General features: G+C 42.1%; 13 protein-coding genes. 3 read left to right on the top strand and 10 right to left on the bottom strand.

Annotated features, from left to right (window positions below; all coding sequences use genetic code 11):
- Positions 1 to 146 precede the first annotated feature (146 nt).
- From B3J29_RS01720 to B3J29_RS01710, 3 genes are all read right to left on the bottom strand, one after another.
- On the bottom strand, positions 147 to 2,294 hold the full coding sequence (locus tag B3J29_RS01720; protein ID WP_286964236.1) for a TonB-dependent receptor family protein: 2,148 nt from the start codon (positions 2,292 to 2,294) through the stop codon (positions 147 to 149).
- A 232-nt stretch (positions 2,295 to 2,526) separates the two neighbouring features.
- Positions 2,527 to 4,929: a glucose/quinate/shikimate family membrane-bound PQQ-dependent dehydrogenase gene (locus B3J29_RS01715; protein ID WP_005235630.1), complete on the bottom strand. Its 2,403-nt coding sequence runs from the start codon at positions 4,927 to 4,929 to the stop codon at positions 2,527 to 2,529.
- A 166-nt stretch (positions 4,930 to 5,095) separates the two neighbouring features.
- Positions 5,096 to 6,358 carry a carbohydrate porin gene (locus B3J29_RS01710; protein WP_286964235.1) on the bottom strand — a complete coding sequence of 421 codons (1,263 nt, stop codon included), beginning with the start codon at positions 6,356 to 6,358 and terminating at the stop codon, positions 5,096 to 5,098.
- A gap of 903 nt (positions 6,359 to 7,261) precedes the next feature.
- Here B3J29_RS01710 and B3J29_RS01705 point away from each other — a divergent pair.
- Entirely contained in the window at positions 7,262 to 7,765 is a 504-nt protein-coding gene (locus tag B3J29_RS01705; RefSeq protein WP_286964234.1) for a hypothetical protein, read from the top strand.
- A 35-nt stretch (positions 7,766 to 7,800) separates the two neighbouring features.
- Here B3J29_RS01705 and B3J29_RS01700 read toward each other — a convergent pair whose 3' ends face one another.
- The 7 genes from B3J29_RS01700 to B3J29_RS01670 form a co-directional block, all read right to left on the bottom strand.
- Positions 7,801 to 9,168 (bottom strand): amidohydrolase family protein, encoded by a 1,368-nt coding sequence (locus B3J29_RS01700; protein WP_286964233.1) that lies wholly within the window; start codon positions 9,166 to 9,168, stop codon positions 7,801 to 7,803.
- A gap of 25 nt (positions 9,169 to 9,193) precedes the next feature.
- On the bottom strand, positions 9,194 to 10,114 hold the full coding sequence (locus tag B3J29_RS01695; protein ID WP_286964232.1) for an ABC transporter permease: 921 nt from the start codon (positions 10,112 to 10,114) through the stop codon (positions 9,194 to 9,196).
- 24 nt (positions 10,115 to 10,138) lie between these two features.
- A complete protein-coding gene (locus B3J29_RS01690; protein WP_286964231.1) occupies positions 10,139 to 11,233 on the bottom strand; it encodes an ABC transporter permease in 1,095 nt (364 codons plus the stop codon).
- A gap of 15 nt (positions 11,234 to 11,248) precedes the next feature.
- A complete protein-coding gene (locus tag B3J29_RS01685) occupies positions 11,249 to 12,850 on the bottom strand; it encodes an ABC transporter ATP-binding protein (protein WP_286964230.1) in 1,602 nt (533 codons plus the stop codon).
- Positions 12,851 to 12,961: 111 nt separating this feature from the next.
- On the bottom strand, positions 12,962 to 14,062 hold the full coding sequence (locus B3J29_RS01680; protein WP_375725438.1) for a BMP family ABC transporter substrate-binding protein: 1,101 nt from the start codon (positions 14,060 to 14,062) through the stop codon (positions 12,962 to 12,964).
- Positions 14,063 to 14,683: 621 nt separating this feature from the next.
- On the bottom strand, positions 14,684 to 15,169 hold the full coding sequence (locus B3J29_RS01675; protein ID WP_286964228.1) for a nucleoside deaminase: 486 nt from the start codon (positions 15,167 to 15,169) through the stop codon (positions 14,684 to 14,686).
- Positions 15,170 to 15,293: 124 nt separating this feature from the next.
- A complete protein-coding gene (locus tag B3J29_RS01670; RefSeq protein ID WP_286964227.1) occupies positions 15,294 to 16,349 on the bottom strand; it encodes an aromatic ring-hydroxylating oxygenase subunit alpha in 1,056 nt (351 codons plus the stop codon).
- 281 nt (positions 16,350 to 16,630) lie between these two features.
- On the opposite strand from B3J29_RS01670, the gene B3J29_RS01665 reads away from it, so the two are divergent.
- Both B3J29_RS01665 and B3J29_RS01660 read left to right on the top strand, forming a co-directional pair.
- On the top strand, positions 16,631 to 17,572 hold the full coding sequence (locus tag B3J29_RS01665) for a LysR family transcriptional regulator (protein WP_286964226.1): 942 nt from the start codon (positions 16,631 to 16,633) through the stop codon (positions 17,570 to 17,572).
- Between the two features lie 39 nt (positions 17,573 to 17,611).
- Positions 17,612 to 18,964, top strand: coding sequence for an 8-oxoguanine deaminase (locus B3J29_RS01660; protein ID WP_286964225.1), 1,353 nt, complete (start codon positions 17,612 to 17,614; stop codon positions 18,962 to 18,964).
- Positions 18,965 to 19,085 lie beyond the last annotated feature (121 nt).

Genomic DNA, 19,085 nt, shown 5'->3' with positions numbered 1-19,085 from the left:
TCATGGCTACATTATACGAAATGAATTATATATTAGCTTTAAATAGAAATGTCCGCCTTAGATTTGCACTTATTGCTTATCTTGGCGGACACTCATATGTGAATATTAATCTTGAATAAATTGAGAAAGCTTAAATCAGATTTAAATTAAAACTGTTTTGTCACGCTTAACCCAGCACTCCAGTTACGACCTTCTGCAGGTTCATAGAAACGACCATTGCTTTCATTGACAATGACTGAACCTGAATAATCCTTATCAAACAGATTATCTACACGTGCAAACGTTTTTATAGATAAATCTTTGACATTCCAGTTATAGCCTACATTAGCCCCAGCCACTGTATAACTTGGTGCAACTTCAGAATTAATATCATTCACAAAAATTCGGTCTGAATAACGCACATCAAGACCTGCATTAAAGCCATTTTCAGGTTTCCAGCCTAGACTGACAAAAGCCTGATTTTTAGCAATTCCAGGAATATAATTACCTGACGAAACTGCAGCTACTGTACCAATTGCTGGAATATCGGCATCAAATGTTGCATCAATATAGCTATAGCTGGCTTGAGCTGCTAGATCACGCCAAAGATCTTTATTCCAAGATAGCTCTAATCCTTTTCTTAGAGTTTTATCTGCATTACGAAACGTTGAGCGCCCGCCATCACTTCCCGCAGAAACAATGTCATTTTTGGTTTGAGTCTGAAATGCTGCTAAGGTCATATCACCAAAGCGATTCGCAGATTTTAATCCTAGCTCATAAGTTTCACTTTCAGCCGCTTTTAAGCTTAGTACATCGTTGCTACCATCAGCCGGATAAGCCATTTCGGTAAATGTTGGTGTTTCAAAACCTTGTGCATAGCTTGCATAAGTCATTAAATCAGGAAGAATTTTCCAACTTAATGCAACTGAAGGCAGTAATTTCTCATAAGTCGTTTTACCTGAATTATCGCCATTGCTTAGGTATCGATCTTCAGATTTAAAATGCACATTGCTATAACGCAAACCAGCATCTAGCGTCCAATCTGGCGCAAAGTTATAAGATGCTTGAATATAAGGATCTGCATTCCAAAGCGTATTGTCTTCATTACGACGGAGTTCACCTTTAACGCCTAAAGTATTACCGACAAAGTTTTGATAGCCTTTACGGTCTTCGGTCATGCCATCAATCGCCACCCCAGCAATCAATTTTAAGTTATGTATAACCTCTTTACCCATCCAACGGATATCTGCACCATAAAAGTTACGATCAAAATCAATGACACCACCCGCATGCTTTTTACCCAGCTGGATTGTATTAGGGATACAAACATCTGTGTCCTTAACATAAGCACATTTAGGCGTTGATTGATATTGGGTTACAGAACGCTGACCAGCATAGACCATTGCATAAATTTCATTTAATTCATTGATGGGTTTATTCCATGTTAAGCCAGTTTGCACTTGCTCAATTTCTTTACGTGCATTATATAGCAACACATTCGCTGCGACCTGTTTAGGATTTTCTCGCCATTGATCTCGAGTTAAACCACCTGGATCATCTGCTGCAATTTTGACATAGTTATTGATCCAATTAATTTTAGAGCCATCGTCCAGATCCCACGTCAGCTTGGCATTGTTCAGTACTTTATGTGCACCACTATGATCACGAAAACCATCCGTATCAAAATAAGATGAACTGATGATATAGCTTGGTTCAGAAGCATTTTCTGAACCACCTTGTAGCACCAGGTTCGTTTGGCCTTTATTCTGACTGCCACCCGAATATCCCAAAGTGACTGAATCAGGTCCCTGTCCTTCACGGCTTTGTGTCAGGATGGTTCCGCCAGAAGAATTACCATATAGCGAAGAAAATGGCCCACTCAGCACTTCAATATGATCCAAACTATTCAGGTCAATATTCGAGGTTTGCCCCTGCCCATCCGGCATAGTCGCAGGAATACCGTCTACATATAAACGTACTCCTCGCACACCGAAAGTCGAACGCGCACCGAAGCCCCGCATTGAGATCTGTAAATCCTGAGCATAATTTTCGCGGTTATTCAGCTGCAAACCTGGTACACCTTTTAAGGTTTCAGACAGATTTACATTCAGGCTATTCTGTTGTTCCTGATTCAGATAATAGGTAGATGCCGGTGTTTCCAGAATGGCACGATCTGTACGGGTTGCTTCAACCACAATGGGAGCCAGTCGCTGTACCTCTGTAACCGGTTCTTCCGCATAAATTCCTTGACTGATACAAGCAATCAGACAGGATAAAGTCGATTTCATCGGCAACCGCGTGGTATGAAGGTGCATAGCTAATATTCCTGATATATGGCATTCACTCATGCCATGGGAGTTCAAACGTTTTAAAAGTGTCTTATTAATTTTAAAGACTCAGCATCTGCATAAGATCAAACTGAATACTTGCAGGAAAGCTGAGCTAAAGGTTCATGATTTTCTAATCAAGCTTTATTGTCATAACAGCCTGTATTTTGCATAAAAAAGCCTGACGAATCAGGCTTTTTTACTTAACTATAAAACTTCATTATTTATTGTCAGGTAGTGCATAGGCAACCAAAGAGTCACCCATTTTGGTACCGAAGGAACCGTGACCACCCGCCATAATCACAACATACTGCTTACCATTGGCTTCATAAGTCATTGGCGTCGCTTGACCACCTGCAGGTAGACGACCTTTCCACAGCTCATCACCATTAGTCACGTTGATCGCACGGATGTAATTGTCTTGAGTTGCACCGACAAACATCACATTACCTGCAGTCGAGATTGGACCACCTAACATTGGTACACCCATTTTAAATGGAGGTAATGGAATGCCCGGCATACTGTCACGAATCGTACCGATACGACGTTTCCAAGCGATTTCATGATTGGTCAGATCAACACCAGCCACATAACCCCATGCAGGTTGCTTACATGGTAAGCCGAATGGAGAGAGGAAGGCACTGATTTCAACACCATAAGGCACGCCATACATTGGCTGTACCCCCGCTTCAGTACCTGCACCTTTGGCAGTCTGCTTACGGTTCGGATCTTGCGGAATCAGACGAGATACAAATGGCAAACCAATTGGATTGGTTAATGCGATTTGACGGTCTGGGTTGACTGACATACCGCCCCATTCGAATACACCGAGGTTACCCGGGAACACTAACGTACCATTTTCAGAGGGTGGCGTATAAATACCGTCATAGTTTAATTTCTTGAACGATACACGACACATCAACTGGTCAAACATAGTGGCACCCCACATGTCTTTATCAGTCAATTTATCTTTAGGTGCCAGGTTAAAGTCAGAGAATGGTTGAGTTTTTGAATACCATTCGCCTTTGGTTTGTGGACCGCGTTTTACTGACTGAGGTACTGGTTTTTCAGTAATCGGAACGATCGCTTCACCTGTACGACGGTCTAATACAAAGGCATTACCGGTTTTGGTCAGCACATAGATCGCTGGAACCATTTTCCCGTTTTTGTCTTTGATATCAGTCAATGTCGGTTGAGCGGGTACATCCATATCCCACAAGTCGTGGTGAGTAGTCTGGAAGTTCCAGATCAATTTACCGGTAGATGCATTAATCGCCAGCATAGAGTTCGCATAACGCTCGTCTAGCTCAGTACGGTGACCACCGTAGATATCCGGTGTACCTACACCTGTTGGTACATAGACGATATCCAGCTGTGCATCATAAGCCAATGGCGCCCATGCGTTTGGAGAGTTATTTACGAATTTTTGACCAGGAGCTGGAATCGCGTTTGGATCTTCTGCGCCAGTATCAAATACCCAGAGCAATTCACCAGTATTTACATCATAACCACGAATGACACCTGAAGGTTCTTCAGTTGAATAGTTATCTGTGGTTGAACCGGCGATGATAATAGTTGTACCTGTCACCACAGGAGGTGAAGTCGGGTTATAACCGCCTGGATATGGGAATGGCATGTCTTTTTGCAGATCGACTTCGCCGTTATTACCAAAGTCGGAACATACCTTACCAGTAGTTGCATTGACCGCCACCAAACGTCCGTCATTCACTGGTAAGATTACTTTCTGAGGACATTCGGCAGACGTAGTTGAACGCGCAGCCAGGCTGCTTTCAAAACCTGCAGTATTGTTCGCATCATAATAAGATACGCCACGGCAAGTTAAATGCTGGAAGGTATTGTCCGCTTTCAGCTTAGGATCAAAACGCCATTTTTCCTTACCCGTCGCAGGATCAAGTGCAATCAGGTACTGGTGAGTGGTACACATAAACAGGTTATTACCCACTTTAATCGGGGTTACCTGATTCGTAGTTTCACCAGAATCTTTATCCGTTTTTACATCACCGGTATGAAATTCCCAAGCTAACTCCAGATCTTTTACGTTATCAGCAGTAATCTGTTTTAATGGAGAATAACGTAAACCTGACTGAGTACGACCATAAGCAGGCCAATCTTCATCGGCAATACCCGGAATGGCTTGATGGACTGCAGGTTGCTGTGATTTTAATTCGCCACGGATTTCTTGCGGGTCATTAAATACAGAGTAAATCATGACAGCAATCGTAATTGCCAAGGAGCCAGTCAGCGCCATTTTTGCCGCTTTGCTGTCGCCAAAACCGCGAGTCACTGCAGGAATCAGCAGAGCCAGACCGAATAGGCCTAAAATATCTAGACGTGGTGCCAGTGCAAAGAAGTCTGAACCCACTTCCCAAAGCCCCCATACCACTGTACCAAGGACCAATACTGCATAAACAATAAGAGCTGTGCTTTTACGTTTTTGTAATAACACTGCTGTCGCCAGGAAGAACAGACCGGCAATGATGTAGTACCAAGACCCACCAAGTGTTGCCAGATATATTCCTCCAAATAGCAGAACCAAACCGAAAATGGCAGCAATAGCTGCCAGAATCGTTTTCAGTACTGAACCTGAAGACGAAGTATTCATATTGAACACCTTTTTTTTGATTTCTTGAACGTCTAAGCACTTAAGCGGCATAGACACCATATTGTTAAGTTCTTAGTTATAAATACATGAATACTTGGAGTATCAGTTCATCAATGCCCCAAAGTAAAGGAAGAATCAATTGTGTATTTGCAACTAAAAACTCCGTTTAGAACGACGTATTAAACTTGATTCCGCCTACCCAGACATTTTCACCGTCTTTATATGCGCCGACATGATGGACATATTGCAGGTTTGGACGGATGGTTAGCCAGTTAGTTGCATGAATGCCGTAATAGATTTCTGCATCGACTTCTTCACTACGGTTACCCAATACATCATTGTTCATATTGATCCGGGCAACACCTAAAGCGATTTCATCCTGTGGACGGGCATCCATCGCACCTTTGTAGACAAGACCGATATTTTGCATATCACTAACTTGGTTGGTTTTAGAGTCATGAACAGTGACGTTCACGAAACCGCTTAAACCACGTGATGTATCCCCTTGATGTGAAGTCAGCTGTTGCTTAGCTACAATCCACCCCCCGTGATGATGACCATTTTGGGTTTGTTCATCTTGTGGAGTCACGCCATCAAATATTTTGGCATCAGCGGTGCTGTAGTAATAACCGGCACGATATTCACCTGGCAGTTTTTGCTCACCCAGTTTCGGTGTCCAGACCACTTCTGCAGGAATAATCGCGCCTTTAGATCCGTCTGTGCTCAGGCTAAAGCCTTTGCCACGATTGTCAGCATTTTCAGGGTTGTATTCATAAACCCCTACCTGAGTATAAACTTCCGGGGTAACGTTATATTTAACCCGCGCAGCCCATTGAGAAACTGGCCAGTTATACCATTGATCCCCTACCCAGTTACCCACTTGTGAACCGCACAATGCCAGATTCTGGAAGTCACAATCAAAACTGTTAAAGTCTTCACCTTCACCAAAACGCCCGACTTTTACATCCAGTTTTTGATCCAAGAATTGTTTCTTGATCCAGAAATCTGTTAGACGCCAAGTTTGACCGCGACCCCATACTTCCTGAACTGAACTTAAATGTCCTGTAAGCGCATCAGAAGTATTCGAAAGGTTGCGACCATCGCGATGAGTTACTGTAATTTGTGCTTCAGTGTCTTGCCAGCCAGCAATTTTTTCCAGATCCAGATGAATACCCAGGTTTAACTGACCTGTATATTCTGTGCCATGGCTATTTGAGCGTTTCGCGTCAAGCAAAGTTGCCATTTCACCTGTATATCCAAAGCTAAAATCATAGCCCTGCTCTTGAAGCTGGATACGTTGACCATTCCAGTCACCCAACATCCACGGACTTTCTGCACTAAATGCATCAGCGGCCTGAGTAGTTGTATTTGCCAATAGCAATCCAACTAAGGATGTATAGACAGCCTTAGATAAGGGAGAAATAAACATTAAATGCTTCACCTTAATCACGTTTTTACTAAATATAGTACACTCATTTAATTTTTTAGTTTCAAATAATGAAGGAAAAGTATTAATAATGTTATGAAGTTTAGCTAATCTAATCCTTTTGTTAATTTTAATTTAATAAAATTTTAAATTTTAAATTCAATAATTTAAGAGGAATTAAATATAATATTAATAAAAATAATGCTACCTATAAATATTTTTTCTACATTAGTTCTTTTGTACAAAAATTTACCAATTCAAATTGCGTAATAAAAAACATTTGGTCTTTTTGTGCGTTTTTTATACTGAAACTTGATGGTCATCGCCTTTCTATTCTTGAATTTGTTACCGAGGAAAATTGAAAAAATCTGGTTCTATAAAGGTATCTAAAACCATTAAATAAGATAAAAAGTGATATCTGTTAGATAAAGTTTAAATATATGTAAAAATTAAAATTATTGACTCTTTATAGTTGATTATAGATGTATATTTTCTTAATCCTTTCTATCAATATTCTCGTTAACCACTTTATATTGGCTTCATCTTTTGATCAGCTAATTGTAAGTAAAATGAGTCATTATAAATAACTCCATTGAATCGCTACAAAATATGTAATGATTCGAGCTTAAAACTAAATAAAACATGATTTAATATAGAATATAAAATTTAAAAACAATAATTTGCATCGATAAAAGTATATATTTTATTTTTCAAATCTTACCAATTCTCCCTCCTCTTTTCCTACTTGCAATTAAAGCTATTCAGTCACATGATTAAGTGATCAAGGCTGCATATCAAGTGAGTAAAATCATGACGCCTGAACAATGCTTCCAAGCCATTTTGGCCCAATCCAAGCAGCATAATGAAGAAAAATCCTAGCGCTCAAAGCTGGAAAATAACCTGATCGTGCTCAGTCATGAACTGAAGGAAATCGCAGAACGCATTGAGGAACAATTCACTGATCTCATCTTCGCTGAAATGGATCATTTTCTAGAATCTCAAGGCTGGAATTCAGAATTTATTAATACTAGAAATAAAAGATATACCCTGAATAAAAAAAATATTTATCTCAGTGCGCTTAAACCAGCGATTGGAAAATTTTTATTTGTGATTAAGCATGACCTGTTTGAAAGTACTGAACATCAGGTGGAAGCCTGCTTTAAAGATAGTACGACCTTGAGTCATTTTAAAACTGCCATGCAAGGTGGAAATCTTAAAAATGATATTCCGATCAAGGCGCTTGAAGAATGGTTAAAAGGCTTACAGTTAACATTGCAGAAATTAAAAGCTGAAAGTAACAACCTTCTGGCTGATGGTCTGACCTATGAAGTGATCAAGGTCGGCCAGATTCATCATAAAAGACTGCCTAACTTTATCGAAGCCTTTTTATCCATTCTGGAGCATAGATAAGCCTGTTTAAAGTTAGGGGCAATTTTGAGTTCTATTTATAGGCGCTGTAACTCATTGACCGTACTTCCCTGTTCTGCGAGCCATTTCGCGCGGCGCTGGAACAAGGCTGGAGCAGCCTGATTGACCTGATCAATTAAGATTTGTAGATCAGCACGCACCAGTTTTCGGTTTTCTACTACTACCTGACCGTTCACCATGGTCATGTGCACATCCTGTCCTTGTACTGCATGTACCAGATTGGTATGTAAATTAAATAACGGGCCTTGATCAATCAAGGGTGTCATTCTTGGGGTCGCAATATCTACTGCAATCATATCGGCAAGTTTTCCAGCTTCTAGCGAACCAATCTGATCCTGCATACCTAAGGCTTTGGCACCTGTCCGAGTTGCCATCTGACAGACTGACCATGAGTCGAGTGCTGCGGCATCTAAACCAGAAAACTTCGCCAATAATGAAGCAGTTTTCATTTCTTCAAACATATCCAGATTATTATTTTCTTTCTCGCCGTCTGTACCCAGTCCTACTGCTATGCCGTGTTTAAGCATTTCCGTAATGGGTGCAGCCCCCGAGGCGAGTTTCATATTCGAGATCGGATTATGTGCGACACCAATATTATAGTGTTTTAAGATTTCGATCTCTGTTGAATCAGCCCAGACACAATGCGCTAACAGACATTGAGGCACATCCAGCATACCCATTTGCTCCAGCGTCTGGATCGGGCGCACGCCATAACGTCGAAGGTTTTCTTCGACATCAAACTTGCTTTCATTGCTATGCGTGTGAAAACCAGTCTGATATTCATGACATATTTTCTGGATACGTGCCAATGCATTTTCTTCAGCATAAAACAGATGTTCCAAGCCAACCCAGACCTGAATTCGCCCATTTTCGGCTTGATGCCATTTTTGAATTAAAGCTTCATTGCTATTGAGGGTTTCAAAATAGTTGTGATCTAGATGTTCAGCCACATATGGCACCAGCACTGCACGTATACCGAGTTGCTGTGCAGCCTCGGCACTACCTTCCATATAACGCCACATATCCACAATGGTAGTTGTGCCGGATAGCAGCGCTTCTGCATAACAGAGATAAGAGGCGATTTTGGCATCTTCCGGAGTCACTACCCGATGCATCGGGTCAATAAACTGCTGCAGCCAGTCCCAGACTGGTAAACCTTCGGCAGTACCGCGGAGCAGGCCTGAGTGGCAGTGGGTATTAATCAAACCCGGCATCAATAAACTTTTGGGATACTGGGTAACTGCAGCTTCAGGATATTGCTGAGTTACTTCCTGTAATGTTCCTACCTGTTTAATGAGAACACCATCAATCAGGATGGCACCACCTTTAATACAGTCCAGGTTTGAGTTCATGGTCAGGACATAATCTGCGCTTATAATTTTCATAAAGTAATTCCTGAAATTCGTCCGATTAAGGGCTAAAGGTTTTGCCAAGTGACGCTGGTAAATTGAGTTTCAATAACTTCTTGTCATGTGAAATGAGGACTAAGACAATAATGGTTGCGATGTATGGCAATGCCGATAACAGTTCATTCGGTACTTCTAGACCCAGCGCTTGAGCATGAAACTGCAAAATCGTTACACCACCAAATAGATATGCACCCAACATCAAACGTGTTGGTTTCCATGCAGCAAAAACGACTAAAGCAATTGCAATCCAGCCGCGCCCTGCAACCATATTTTCAACCCACATGGGCGTATAAACCGTAGATAAAAATGCACCGCCAATACCTGCCATTGCACCGCCAAACATGACTGCACCATAGCGAATCGCCAGCACGTTATAGCCCATGGCATGTGCGCTTTCTGGAGATTCCCCTACTGCTTTCAGTAACAGGCCTAAACGAGTTTTACTCAGTACCCACCACACCAACACAAAAGCAAGAATGGACAGATACACTACATAGTTTTGCTGGAACAGGACTGGTCCTATGAATGGAATATCTACGAGTCCCGGAATTTTTAGATTTTCCAGACCCGGTAAGGCGGTACTGACATAATTCTGTCCAAGAAAGGCTGAAATCCCGATCCCAAAAATAGTGAGTGCCAGGCCACAGGCGGATTGGTTAGTACTTAAGGACAAAGTAAAAAATGCAAAAATTAGTGCCATCAATGTGCCTGCCAATCCGCCCATAAATAAGGCACTGGCGACACTGGCTTCATACTGGCTAGCGAAAGCAAATCCAGCAATGGCACCGACCAGCATCATGCCTTCTACCCCAAGATTAATGACACCGGTACGCTCTGCTACCAGCTCACCCAGCCCGGCAAAGATCAATGGCGTTGCCGCAGCGACAGTTCCGGCAACAATTGCGGTTAATTCAATACTCATGTTGTTATCCTTCTTCTGTCTGGATCAGGCTACTTGCGCAGTGGTCATGGTTTTTTTGATTTTCTTTTTGGCAAAACGGTAGCGGTTTTCAATCAGGGCATCTGAAGCCAGCAGGAAAAATAAAAGCAGGCCCTGGAAAATTCCGGTAATCGCGACTGGGAGTTGCAACTGCATTTGTGCCAGTTCGCCACCTAAATAGATCAGCGCCATCAGGAAACCTGAAAGTACGATTCCAATTGGATTTAGTCGGCCGAGATAAGCCACAATAATGGCCGCATAACCGTATCCTGGCGAAATATTCGGATTGAGCTGGCCGATTGGCCCTGCTACTTCACAGATTCCGGCGATCCCCGCCATCAGACCTGAAATTCCTAAACTTAACCAGATGGCTTTTTTAGCTGAAAATCCTGCATATTGGGCTGCTAAAGGCGCCTGACCACTGACTTCCAGTTTATAGGCCATCAAGCTCTTACGGATAAAAATCCAGAACAGCACCACTGCGATGATTGTGATAAAAATTGAGGCGTTAATCCGTGTGCCTTCCATAATCAGCGGCAAGGTCGCGCTTTCCGAGAACATTACGGATTGTGGAAAATTCATACCATCCGGATCACGCCATGGGCCATTGACCAGATACATGAGCAGGAAAAACGCGACATAGTTCATCATCAAGGTCGTCAAAGTTTCCTGTGCATTAAAATAGGTTTTTAGCAGTGCTGGAATCAGACCCCAAATTGCACCGCCAATCGCGCCCATAATCACCATCAACGGTAAAATCCACCAGCCGATCTGCTCATGAAACAGGATGGCGATACCACCGCCAAAGATGGCCCCCATAGCCAACTGCCCTTCGGCACCAATATTAAACAGACGGGCACGAAACCCAACAGCTAGACCTAAGGCAATTAAAATCAGCGGACTGGCTTTAATTATCAGCTCACTCAGGTTATAGACTGAGCTTAGCGGCTCGATAAAAAAGATATATAAAGCCTGAGCAGGATTCACTCCAAGCATTAAAAACAATAGGCTACCCACCACTAGCATGGCGAGTAATGCAAGCACGGGGGAAAGCCATTTCATTAATTGAGAAGGATGTTCTCTAGGTTCTAATAAATGCATATTTACACCTCTTCTCTACGCGTGTGCTTCATGGACAGCCTCGGACTCAGCTAATATTGCTGGATCTGCCTGAATACCTGACATGAGCAGGCCAATCTGTTCTGCATTGGTATTTTTAGCTGGAACGGGTGCAGACAGCTTTCCACCAGCCAGAACACAAATCTGGTCGCTAATTTCAAACAGTTCTTCCAGCTCTTCCGAAATTACTAAAATCGCAACGCCTTGGCGGGAAAGATCAATCAGGGTTTGACGGATAAACATCGATGCGCCGACATCAACGCCCCAGGTTGGCTGGGAAATAATCAGCACTTTAGGCTGTTGGAGGATTTCACGTCCTACAATAAATTTCTGCAAATTCCCGCCCGAAAGGCTGCGCGCTTCAGCATGTGGTCCTGCTGCTTTTACCCCGAATTTTTCGATACATTGCTGGGCAAAAGCGACAGTTTTATCAAACTGGATAAAGCCCCATTTGTTTAAACCCTGACGGAAAGCAGTCAGTAAGGTGTTTTGTGCCAATGTCATATTCGGCACAGCACCCCGACCTAAACGCTCTTCCGGAACAAAGCCCAAGCCTAGATCACGTCGCTGGCCTGCACTGAGTTCAGAAATGTCATGATCTAATAGAAAGACTTGGCCTTTTTTCGCCGTTTGCTCACCGGAAAGCAGAGCTAGTAATTCAGATTGACCATTACCCGAAATACCGGCAATGCCCAGAATTTCACCCGAATTCAGGTTGAGTTGAATATTGGATAAGGACACGCCAAAAGGATCATCAGTTTCATAATTCAGATTTTTTACCTGGAACAGCGTGCGATGTTCGCCTGTATATTTAGCATGCGCATAAGTCGGCAATTCCCGGCCAATCATTAATTTGGCCAGTTCACTGGTACTATTTTCAGAAGGCAGTACATAGCCGGTGACTTTGCCATTACGCAGAATTGTAGCTTCATCACAGAGTTCTTTGATTTCATGCAATTTATGGCTGATATAAAGAATTGAAACACCTTGTGAAGCCACCAGTCGCAAAGTTTTAAATAACTGACGTACCGCTTGTGGGGTTAAGACTGAAGTCGGTTCATCTAAAATGAGTAGGGACGGATTTTGGAGTAGACAGCGGATAATTTCGACCCGTTGTCGTTCACCAACCGATAAAGAAAAAACTTCACGCCGTGGATCTACCGGCAAGCCATATTGTTCTGATACTTCGGTAATTTTAGCCGATAAGCTTTTTAGATCTATTTTTTCATCCAGACCTAATAAAATATTTTCAGCCACGGTCATGGTTTCAAATAGGGAGAAATGCTGGTACACCATGCCGATGCCCAGTTTTCTGGCCATCGACGGACTTTCAATCTGTACCTCTTTACCATTCCAGACGATATGACCGCTATCTGCTTTGGTGGCGCCGTAGATGATTTTCATCAAGGTGCTTTTACCAGCACCGTTTTCACCCAGGATGGCATGAATTTGCCCAGGTTGGACTTTTAAATGAATACTGTCATTTGCTTTCAATGAGTTATAGCTTTTGCTGATATTAATCAGCTCCAGTCGTGGAATTTGCTGCTCATTGAGCGATGACGTTTCGATGTCATTTGACATGTGAGGCAGATCGCTCATAACTCAGTCTCCACTCATTTTGGCCCAGTCCATAAAGTGATTCATGGACTGGGGGATGATTTTTCAGGATTTACTTTCTTTTATTTTTAAGTCATACACATAGTGAAAGAATTATTTAGGTAATGAACCTTCAACCCCTTTTACATAGAAGTTCATTTTTCCAAGCGCTTCATCTGTCATTTTGCTGCCTTTGGTAATCACCAAAGTTCCATCCTGTTTATAGATTGGCCCCTGGAATGGATGTAATGTGCCTTTATGAATCGCACTTTGTGCATTTAAAGCGGACTGTTTCACCTTGGCAGGAACAGCAGGCCCGAAGTTTTCAATTTTCACTGCATCCTGTTTTACGCCATACCAGAGAGCGGCAGGTTTCCAGGTTTTATTAGCCACTTGCTGCATGGCTGGGCTATAAATTTTTTCCCAGTGCAATACTGAAGCAGCCAGATGTGCTTTAGGACCAAATTTGCTCATGTCTGAATCCCAACCAAAGGCATAAACGCCTTTTTGTTGAGCCGCTTGCACCACTGCTGGCGAATCCGTGTTTTGCATCAGCACATCAGCTTTTTGAGAAATCAGTGCCAAAGCCGCATCACGTTCTTTACCCGGGTTAAACCATGAGTTCACCCAGATGACTTTGGTTTTGACTTTAGGATTGACGCTTTGTGCACCCAAGGTATAGGCATTAATATTACGAACCACTTCCGGGATCGGGAATGAGGCTACGACACCCAAGGTATTGGTTTTGGTGGTTTGCCCTGCCACTACACCCAGCATGTAAGCACCTTCATAGGTACGCACATCATAGATGCCGAGGTTTTTCCCTTGCTTATAACCAGTCGCGTGCATGAATACAGTATTGGGGAACTGCTTCGCGACTTTTTCCATCTGGTTCATATAACCAAAAGAGGTCGCAAAAATGACTTTATTGCCCTGCTGTGCCAGATTACGAATCACACGTTCAGCATCGGCCGTTTCAGGCACATTTTCGATATAAGTCGTTTTAAATTTTCCGCCCAAAGCTTTTTCAGCTTTAATACGCCCCTGATCATGAGAATATGTCCAGCCATGGTCACTGGTTGGTCCAATATAGACAAATGCAGCTTTATCGACTGCGAAGCTCTGGCTACTGATCCCCAAACCAATAATTGCAGCCGCAATTACAGGCAGTGAAAATTTTTTCATTATCTTTTTATGTTTGGACATATTCAGCATAAATTGCCTCCGTGAATGCCATTTGAGTTTTATAAATAGCGGCTTTAAAAGATCTGAATCGACATCAAAAATTTTACTGATTGCTATATTTCTATTAATTAGCAACTTCTATTCCAATTCAGTTCAAAAAATAGAACAGCTGGATTGAAAAGCACTTATAATTTTTAGAATGATCTGTTCTTTTATTTATTTTTATAAATTACAATTATTTACTGCCAAATATTTGATATAAAAAAGTCTAACAGTTAAGAAAATAAGTCGAGAAATATAAACTCCAATCTAAGTCAATAAACAAAGCTGCTAGAAAACCAGGCTCAGCTCAAGATTGAGAAGTTAATAAGATTGAATATTTAAAATTTCTTGTGATTTTCTTCTGATCTGCGCTAGATAAGTGCGTCAGATCTAAATCGTGTGCGCCAATAAATGGCTTATAGTTGGCAATGTACTGAATGGATAGAAATAGATTTTTAAAAATAGAAAAACAAATTTAGCAAAGTAATTTGAAAAAAATACAGAAACTGGATTGCAGCGTTTTAAATTGAGCTTACAATCCAAAAAATCTATATTTATGGTCTTATAAATAAAATGAAGCAGGATTATAAAAAGAATAATTTCAAATCTTCACCGAGATGACCAGAAGTCTTTTTGTAATTGAACCGTTTCCTGTTCAAGTTCCGTGATTGGTCCAATCAGCTCAATATTCTTCTGACCATGTGTAAAGACATAAGCAGCAGAAACACTCATGGTCAGATTCTCATTGTAGTTTCCAGTACATTGCAATAATTTTTCTTCGGTCATGGCATAGACCACCCGTCCGATATTGGCCCAGTAAATGGTTCCAGAACACATGCAGCAAGGTTCAACTGCTGTATATAAGGTGCATTCAGCTAAATAGTCTGGTGTAAAATTGCTGGCTGCGATCCGGGCTAAGGTACTTTCTGCATGGTTGACCGTGTCGATATTACATTGGGTCAATAAAACCGTTTCATGATCAGGTGCAACTAGGACTGCACCAAAAGGATGATGGCCTAAAGACATTGCTCGTTTGGCAACTTCATTGGATAATTTTAAAAAAGATAGCATTTGCTCATGACTAGGCTGTGGCATAAATCACTCTAACAATTGAGAGTTCAAAGGTCATATATGCTTTATAAAATAGGACTTTGAACAGATGACATGGAATAAAAAAAGCACCCCAACAGACCAGAGTGCATAAAGGAGGAAATTTAATTTAAACAATATAACGTTTGCTTAGCCCCCATTCCGCCAAAATGCGGCGATAGGTCGTTGAAGAACGGTCAGCTTCAAAATGCGCTTCCATCGTAATATCCAAAGGTAACTCCTCCGGCTTTTGGCTTTCGACCATGTCCTGATCTTCAGAAAAAATCTGTGCGTTAAAATCGTAAACCGCTTGCAGATCACCAGTCGTATCAAAATTACGGGTCAACGGCACAAATAAGCGGGTTTTATTGTGAGATACCGGACAGCAGGCATTCAGAATTTTCAGAATGCCATTTTCCGGAAAATGCACCGTTAAAATCGCTGAAAATGGTGGATAAACATCAAACACACGTTTCCACAGGAATCCTTCTGGTGCCAGATGCTGCAGGCCATGCGGATAATTGCTGACATCACTGACATATTCCGTATGCAAGCCATAAGGGGTGCGCACAGTTGAATACTTTTGCACGATCGGGTTATCACGTGAAGCAAAAGATTCATGATGCACCCAGGCAAAATGCGCTACATCGATAAAGCCCTCCAACTGCCGGCCACTTGAACCGCTGATATCAACAAATGGAGGCAGGATGGATTGATGTTCTTCACTGTCCCAAGTATCCAGATCAGGGAAATTAGCTTCTGATTCATCTCGGCTAAATAGGCTGGTCCAGACCAGACCATATTTCAAGACCACTGGAAACTTGGTTAAGGTAAAACGATCCGAAATGTTAGTCAGTTCTGGTTGAGCCGGTATTTTCGTGCATTTTCCTTGAGTGTTGTAATGCAAGCCATGATAAGGACAAATGATTTCTTCACCCTTTACCCAGCCTTTGGTTAATGGCACACCACGATGCGGACAGATATCACGAACCAGATGAATGTTGCCACTCTCAGTTTGATATATCGCCATTTTCACATCCAGAAGTTGTACCTGCTGTGGCGTAGTACTCACATCCTGAATACGGGCAACTGGATACCAATGCTGAGCCAGGATATTCCAGTCTGATGGGTCAAAGCCGCTACAGTGCGGTTGACTGAATAAATTAAGCACCGGGATCGCATTCATAGTTCACTCACAAATATTTATCGCATTACAACGGCTTAAATTTTTATCTCATTAAGCTGCCTTGTTGTTCTTTAATAAAATTAGCCAAATGCCTGTTCTGCTGTCTATTAGAATGTTTCGTAGCCCGTGTTCCAAAAAATAGAACACAAAACTTTTACCGTTCCATTTCTTTGAAAATTGGCATAGAAATCGCTTATCCACTTGCATAGAACCAGAATCACTTAGTTTCCAGCTGAAGATTATGTGATTAAAACGATATGCAGGTGGATTGACGTGATTTTATGAATATTACTTTTTCAAGATTTTCAGAATATTTTATTGCCGTAGCCAAAACAGGCAGCCTCAGAAAAGCAGCTGATCAGCTTTATATTTCCGTCTCCGCGATTCATCGTCAGATCACTCTGGCAGAAGAAGAATTTGGCATCGTGCTTTTTGAACGGTTACCGAGTGGCCTGAAGCTAACTTTAGCGGGTGAATTACTGTATGCGGATCTACTCAAATGGCAAAAAGAATTCCAGCAGACCTGTGTACGTTTTGATGAAATTCAGGGTTTATCACGCGGCAGCATTGAACTAGGGCTCATTGCGGCACTCAGTGACGGTTTCGTTTTAGATTCCCTGCAATATATGTATGAAAACTATCCCTGGATCAATTTCAATATCCAGATTCAGGAAAGTGATACCGTCTCTAAAATGATTATGGATGCTGAAGTTGATTTTGGCATTCTGCTCAATCCTAAAAGTCATAATCAGCTCGAAGTCATGTCTTTTGTGGAAATCCCGGTTGGATTTGTGATGGCCAAATCTCATCCTTTAGCTCAGGCAGAAAAAATCTATTTTTCCGACACTTTATACTTTAAGCATCTCATTCCCTGTGCCCCTTTAATCATTCATGACTATGTCTATAGCCTGTATAAACATCACCAATTTATGCCACAGCAAAAGCTGGAGTGTAATGACATTCGCATGATTACCTCTTTGGCAGAGCGCAACTTAGGAATTGGGATACTGTCCTACATCGATGCATTGCCTTATTTAGAACGTGATGAACTGGTGTTTAAACCGATCATTGAAAAAGGGATGCATCCGTTGACCCTTGCTCTTTGTGTGGCACCGAAACGGCAAATTTCCCGTATCTCACAAATCATGATGAACCATCTGATCGATCAGATGGAAGATTTGAAAATCAAATTACAACAGCTTAATGCCTCATGTGCTGCCTGATTCATATGCAGCACAAATAAAACTTATTGGAAAAAAGATATGACAACCTTATGGATTAAAAATCCTCTTGCTGTATTTACTGCGAATGATCTGGATACCCGTGGTGGCTTGGTCATTTGTGATGGCAAAATTATTGAACTGGTGGCTCTAGGACAAACCCCAGCATCGCCTTATGACCAATTCTTTGATGCCCAGAATTTAGTGATTACACCGGGACTGATTAATAGCCATCATCATTTTTATCAGACCTTAACCCGTGCCTGGGCTCCTGTGGTAAATGCTCCGCTATTTCCGTGGCTAAAAACCTTATATCCAGTCTGGGCCAAATTGAATACTGAACAGCATTATCTAGCCACACAAATTGCATTGTCTGAATTACTGCTTTCCGGTTGTACCTTTGCTGCGGATCACCATTATCTATTTCCACAGCAGCTGTCCGATGCCATTGATGTTCAGGTTGAAGCATCAAAACAATTAGGGATTCGTGTGATGCTGACCCGTGGTTCCATGAGTCTGGGTGAAGATTCTGGTGGCCTGCCACCGCAACATACCGTACAGGATATGGATACGATCCTTTTGGATTCAGAACGACTGGTGCAGAAATACCATCAGCGTAGTGCTGATGCCATGGTCAATATTGCGCTTGCACCATGTTCACCATTTTCAGTCACACAAGAAATTATGCGAGAAAGTGCTGCACTGGCAGAAAAACTGGATGTACGTCTGCATACCCATCTGGCTGAAACACTGGATGAAGAACAATTTTGCCTGTCCAAATTTGGCATGCGTACCGTCGATTATTTAGAAAGTGTAGGCTGGCTTAATTCCAGAACCTGGCTGGCGCATGGCATTCATTTTAATGCTGATGAGATCCAACGCTTAGGACAGGCTCAGGTCGGTATCTGTCATTGTCCACATTCCAATATGCGTCTGGCTTCAGGGATTTGCCCAACCATGGATTTACTGGAAGCAGGTGCAGTCATTGGTCTGGGTGTGGATGGCTCTGCTTCAGGTGATGCATCTAACCTGATTCTGGAAGCCCGCCAAGCGATGTATTTACAGCGCTTAAAATATGGTGCAGAAGTGATTACGCCTGAACGTGCTTTAACCTGGGCTACACAAGGCTCGGCACAGTTATTGGGACGTGAAAAGCACCTAGGACAAATCGCACCAGATTTTCAGGCAGATTTAGCGTTTTATAACCTAGATGATGTCCGTTTTTCAGGGATTCATGACCCGATTGCCGGCCTGTTAATGTGCGGTGCAGACCGTGCTGAACATGTCATGGTCAATGGACAATGGGTCGTAAAAGACCGGGAAATTCTAAATCTGGATCTTGAAGCGGTTCAGGCTGCACATCGTCAGGCAGCGAAAGCTTTGCTTGCTGCCTAAAAAATCTATTAGCGAACCCCTAATATTTAAATAGACCTCTTGCATTAGTCAAAATTTAATCAGTGATAAGCGTTGATTTTTAAATAAATATCAAAGTCTAAAATAGGGTGTGTTGACACTT

The sequence above is a fragment of the Acinetobacter sp. UBA5984 genome, from assembly GCF_002429925.1.
GTDB lineage: Bacteria > Pseudomonadota > Gammaproteobacteria > Pseudomonadales > Moraxellaceae > Acinetobacter > Acinetobacter variabilis.
This window is presented reverse-complemented; position numbering and strand designations above follow the sequence as displayed.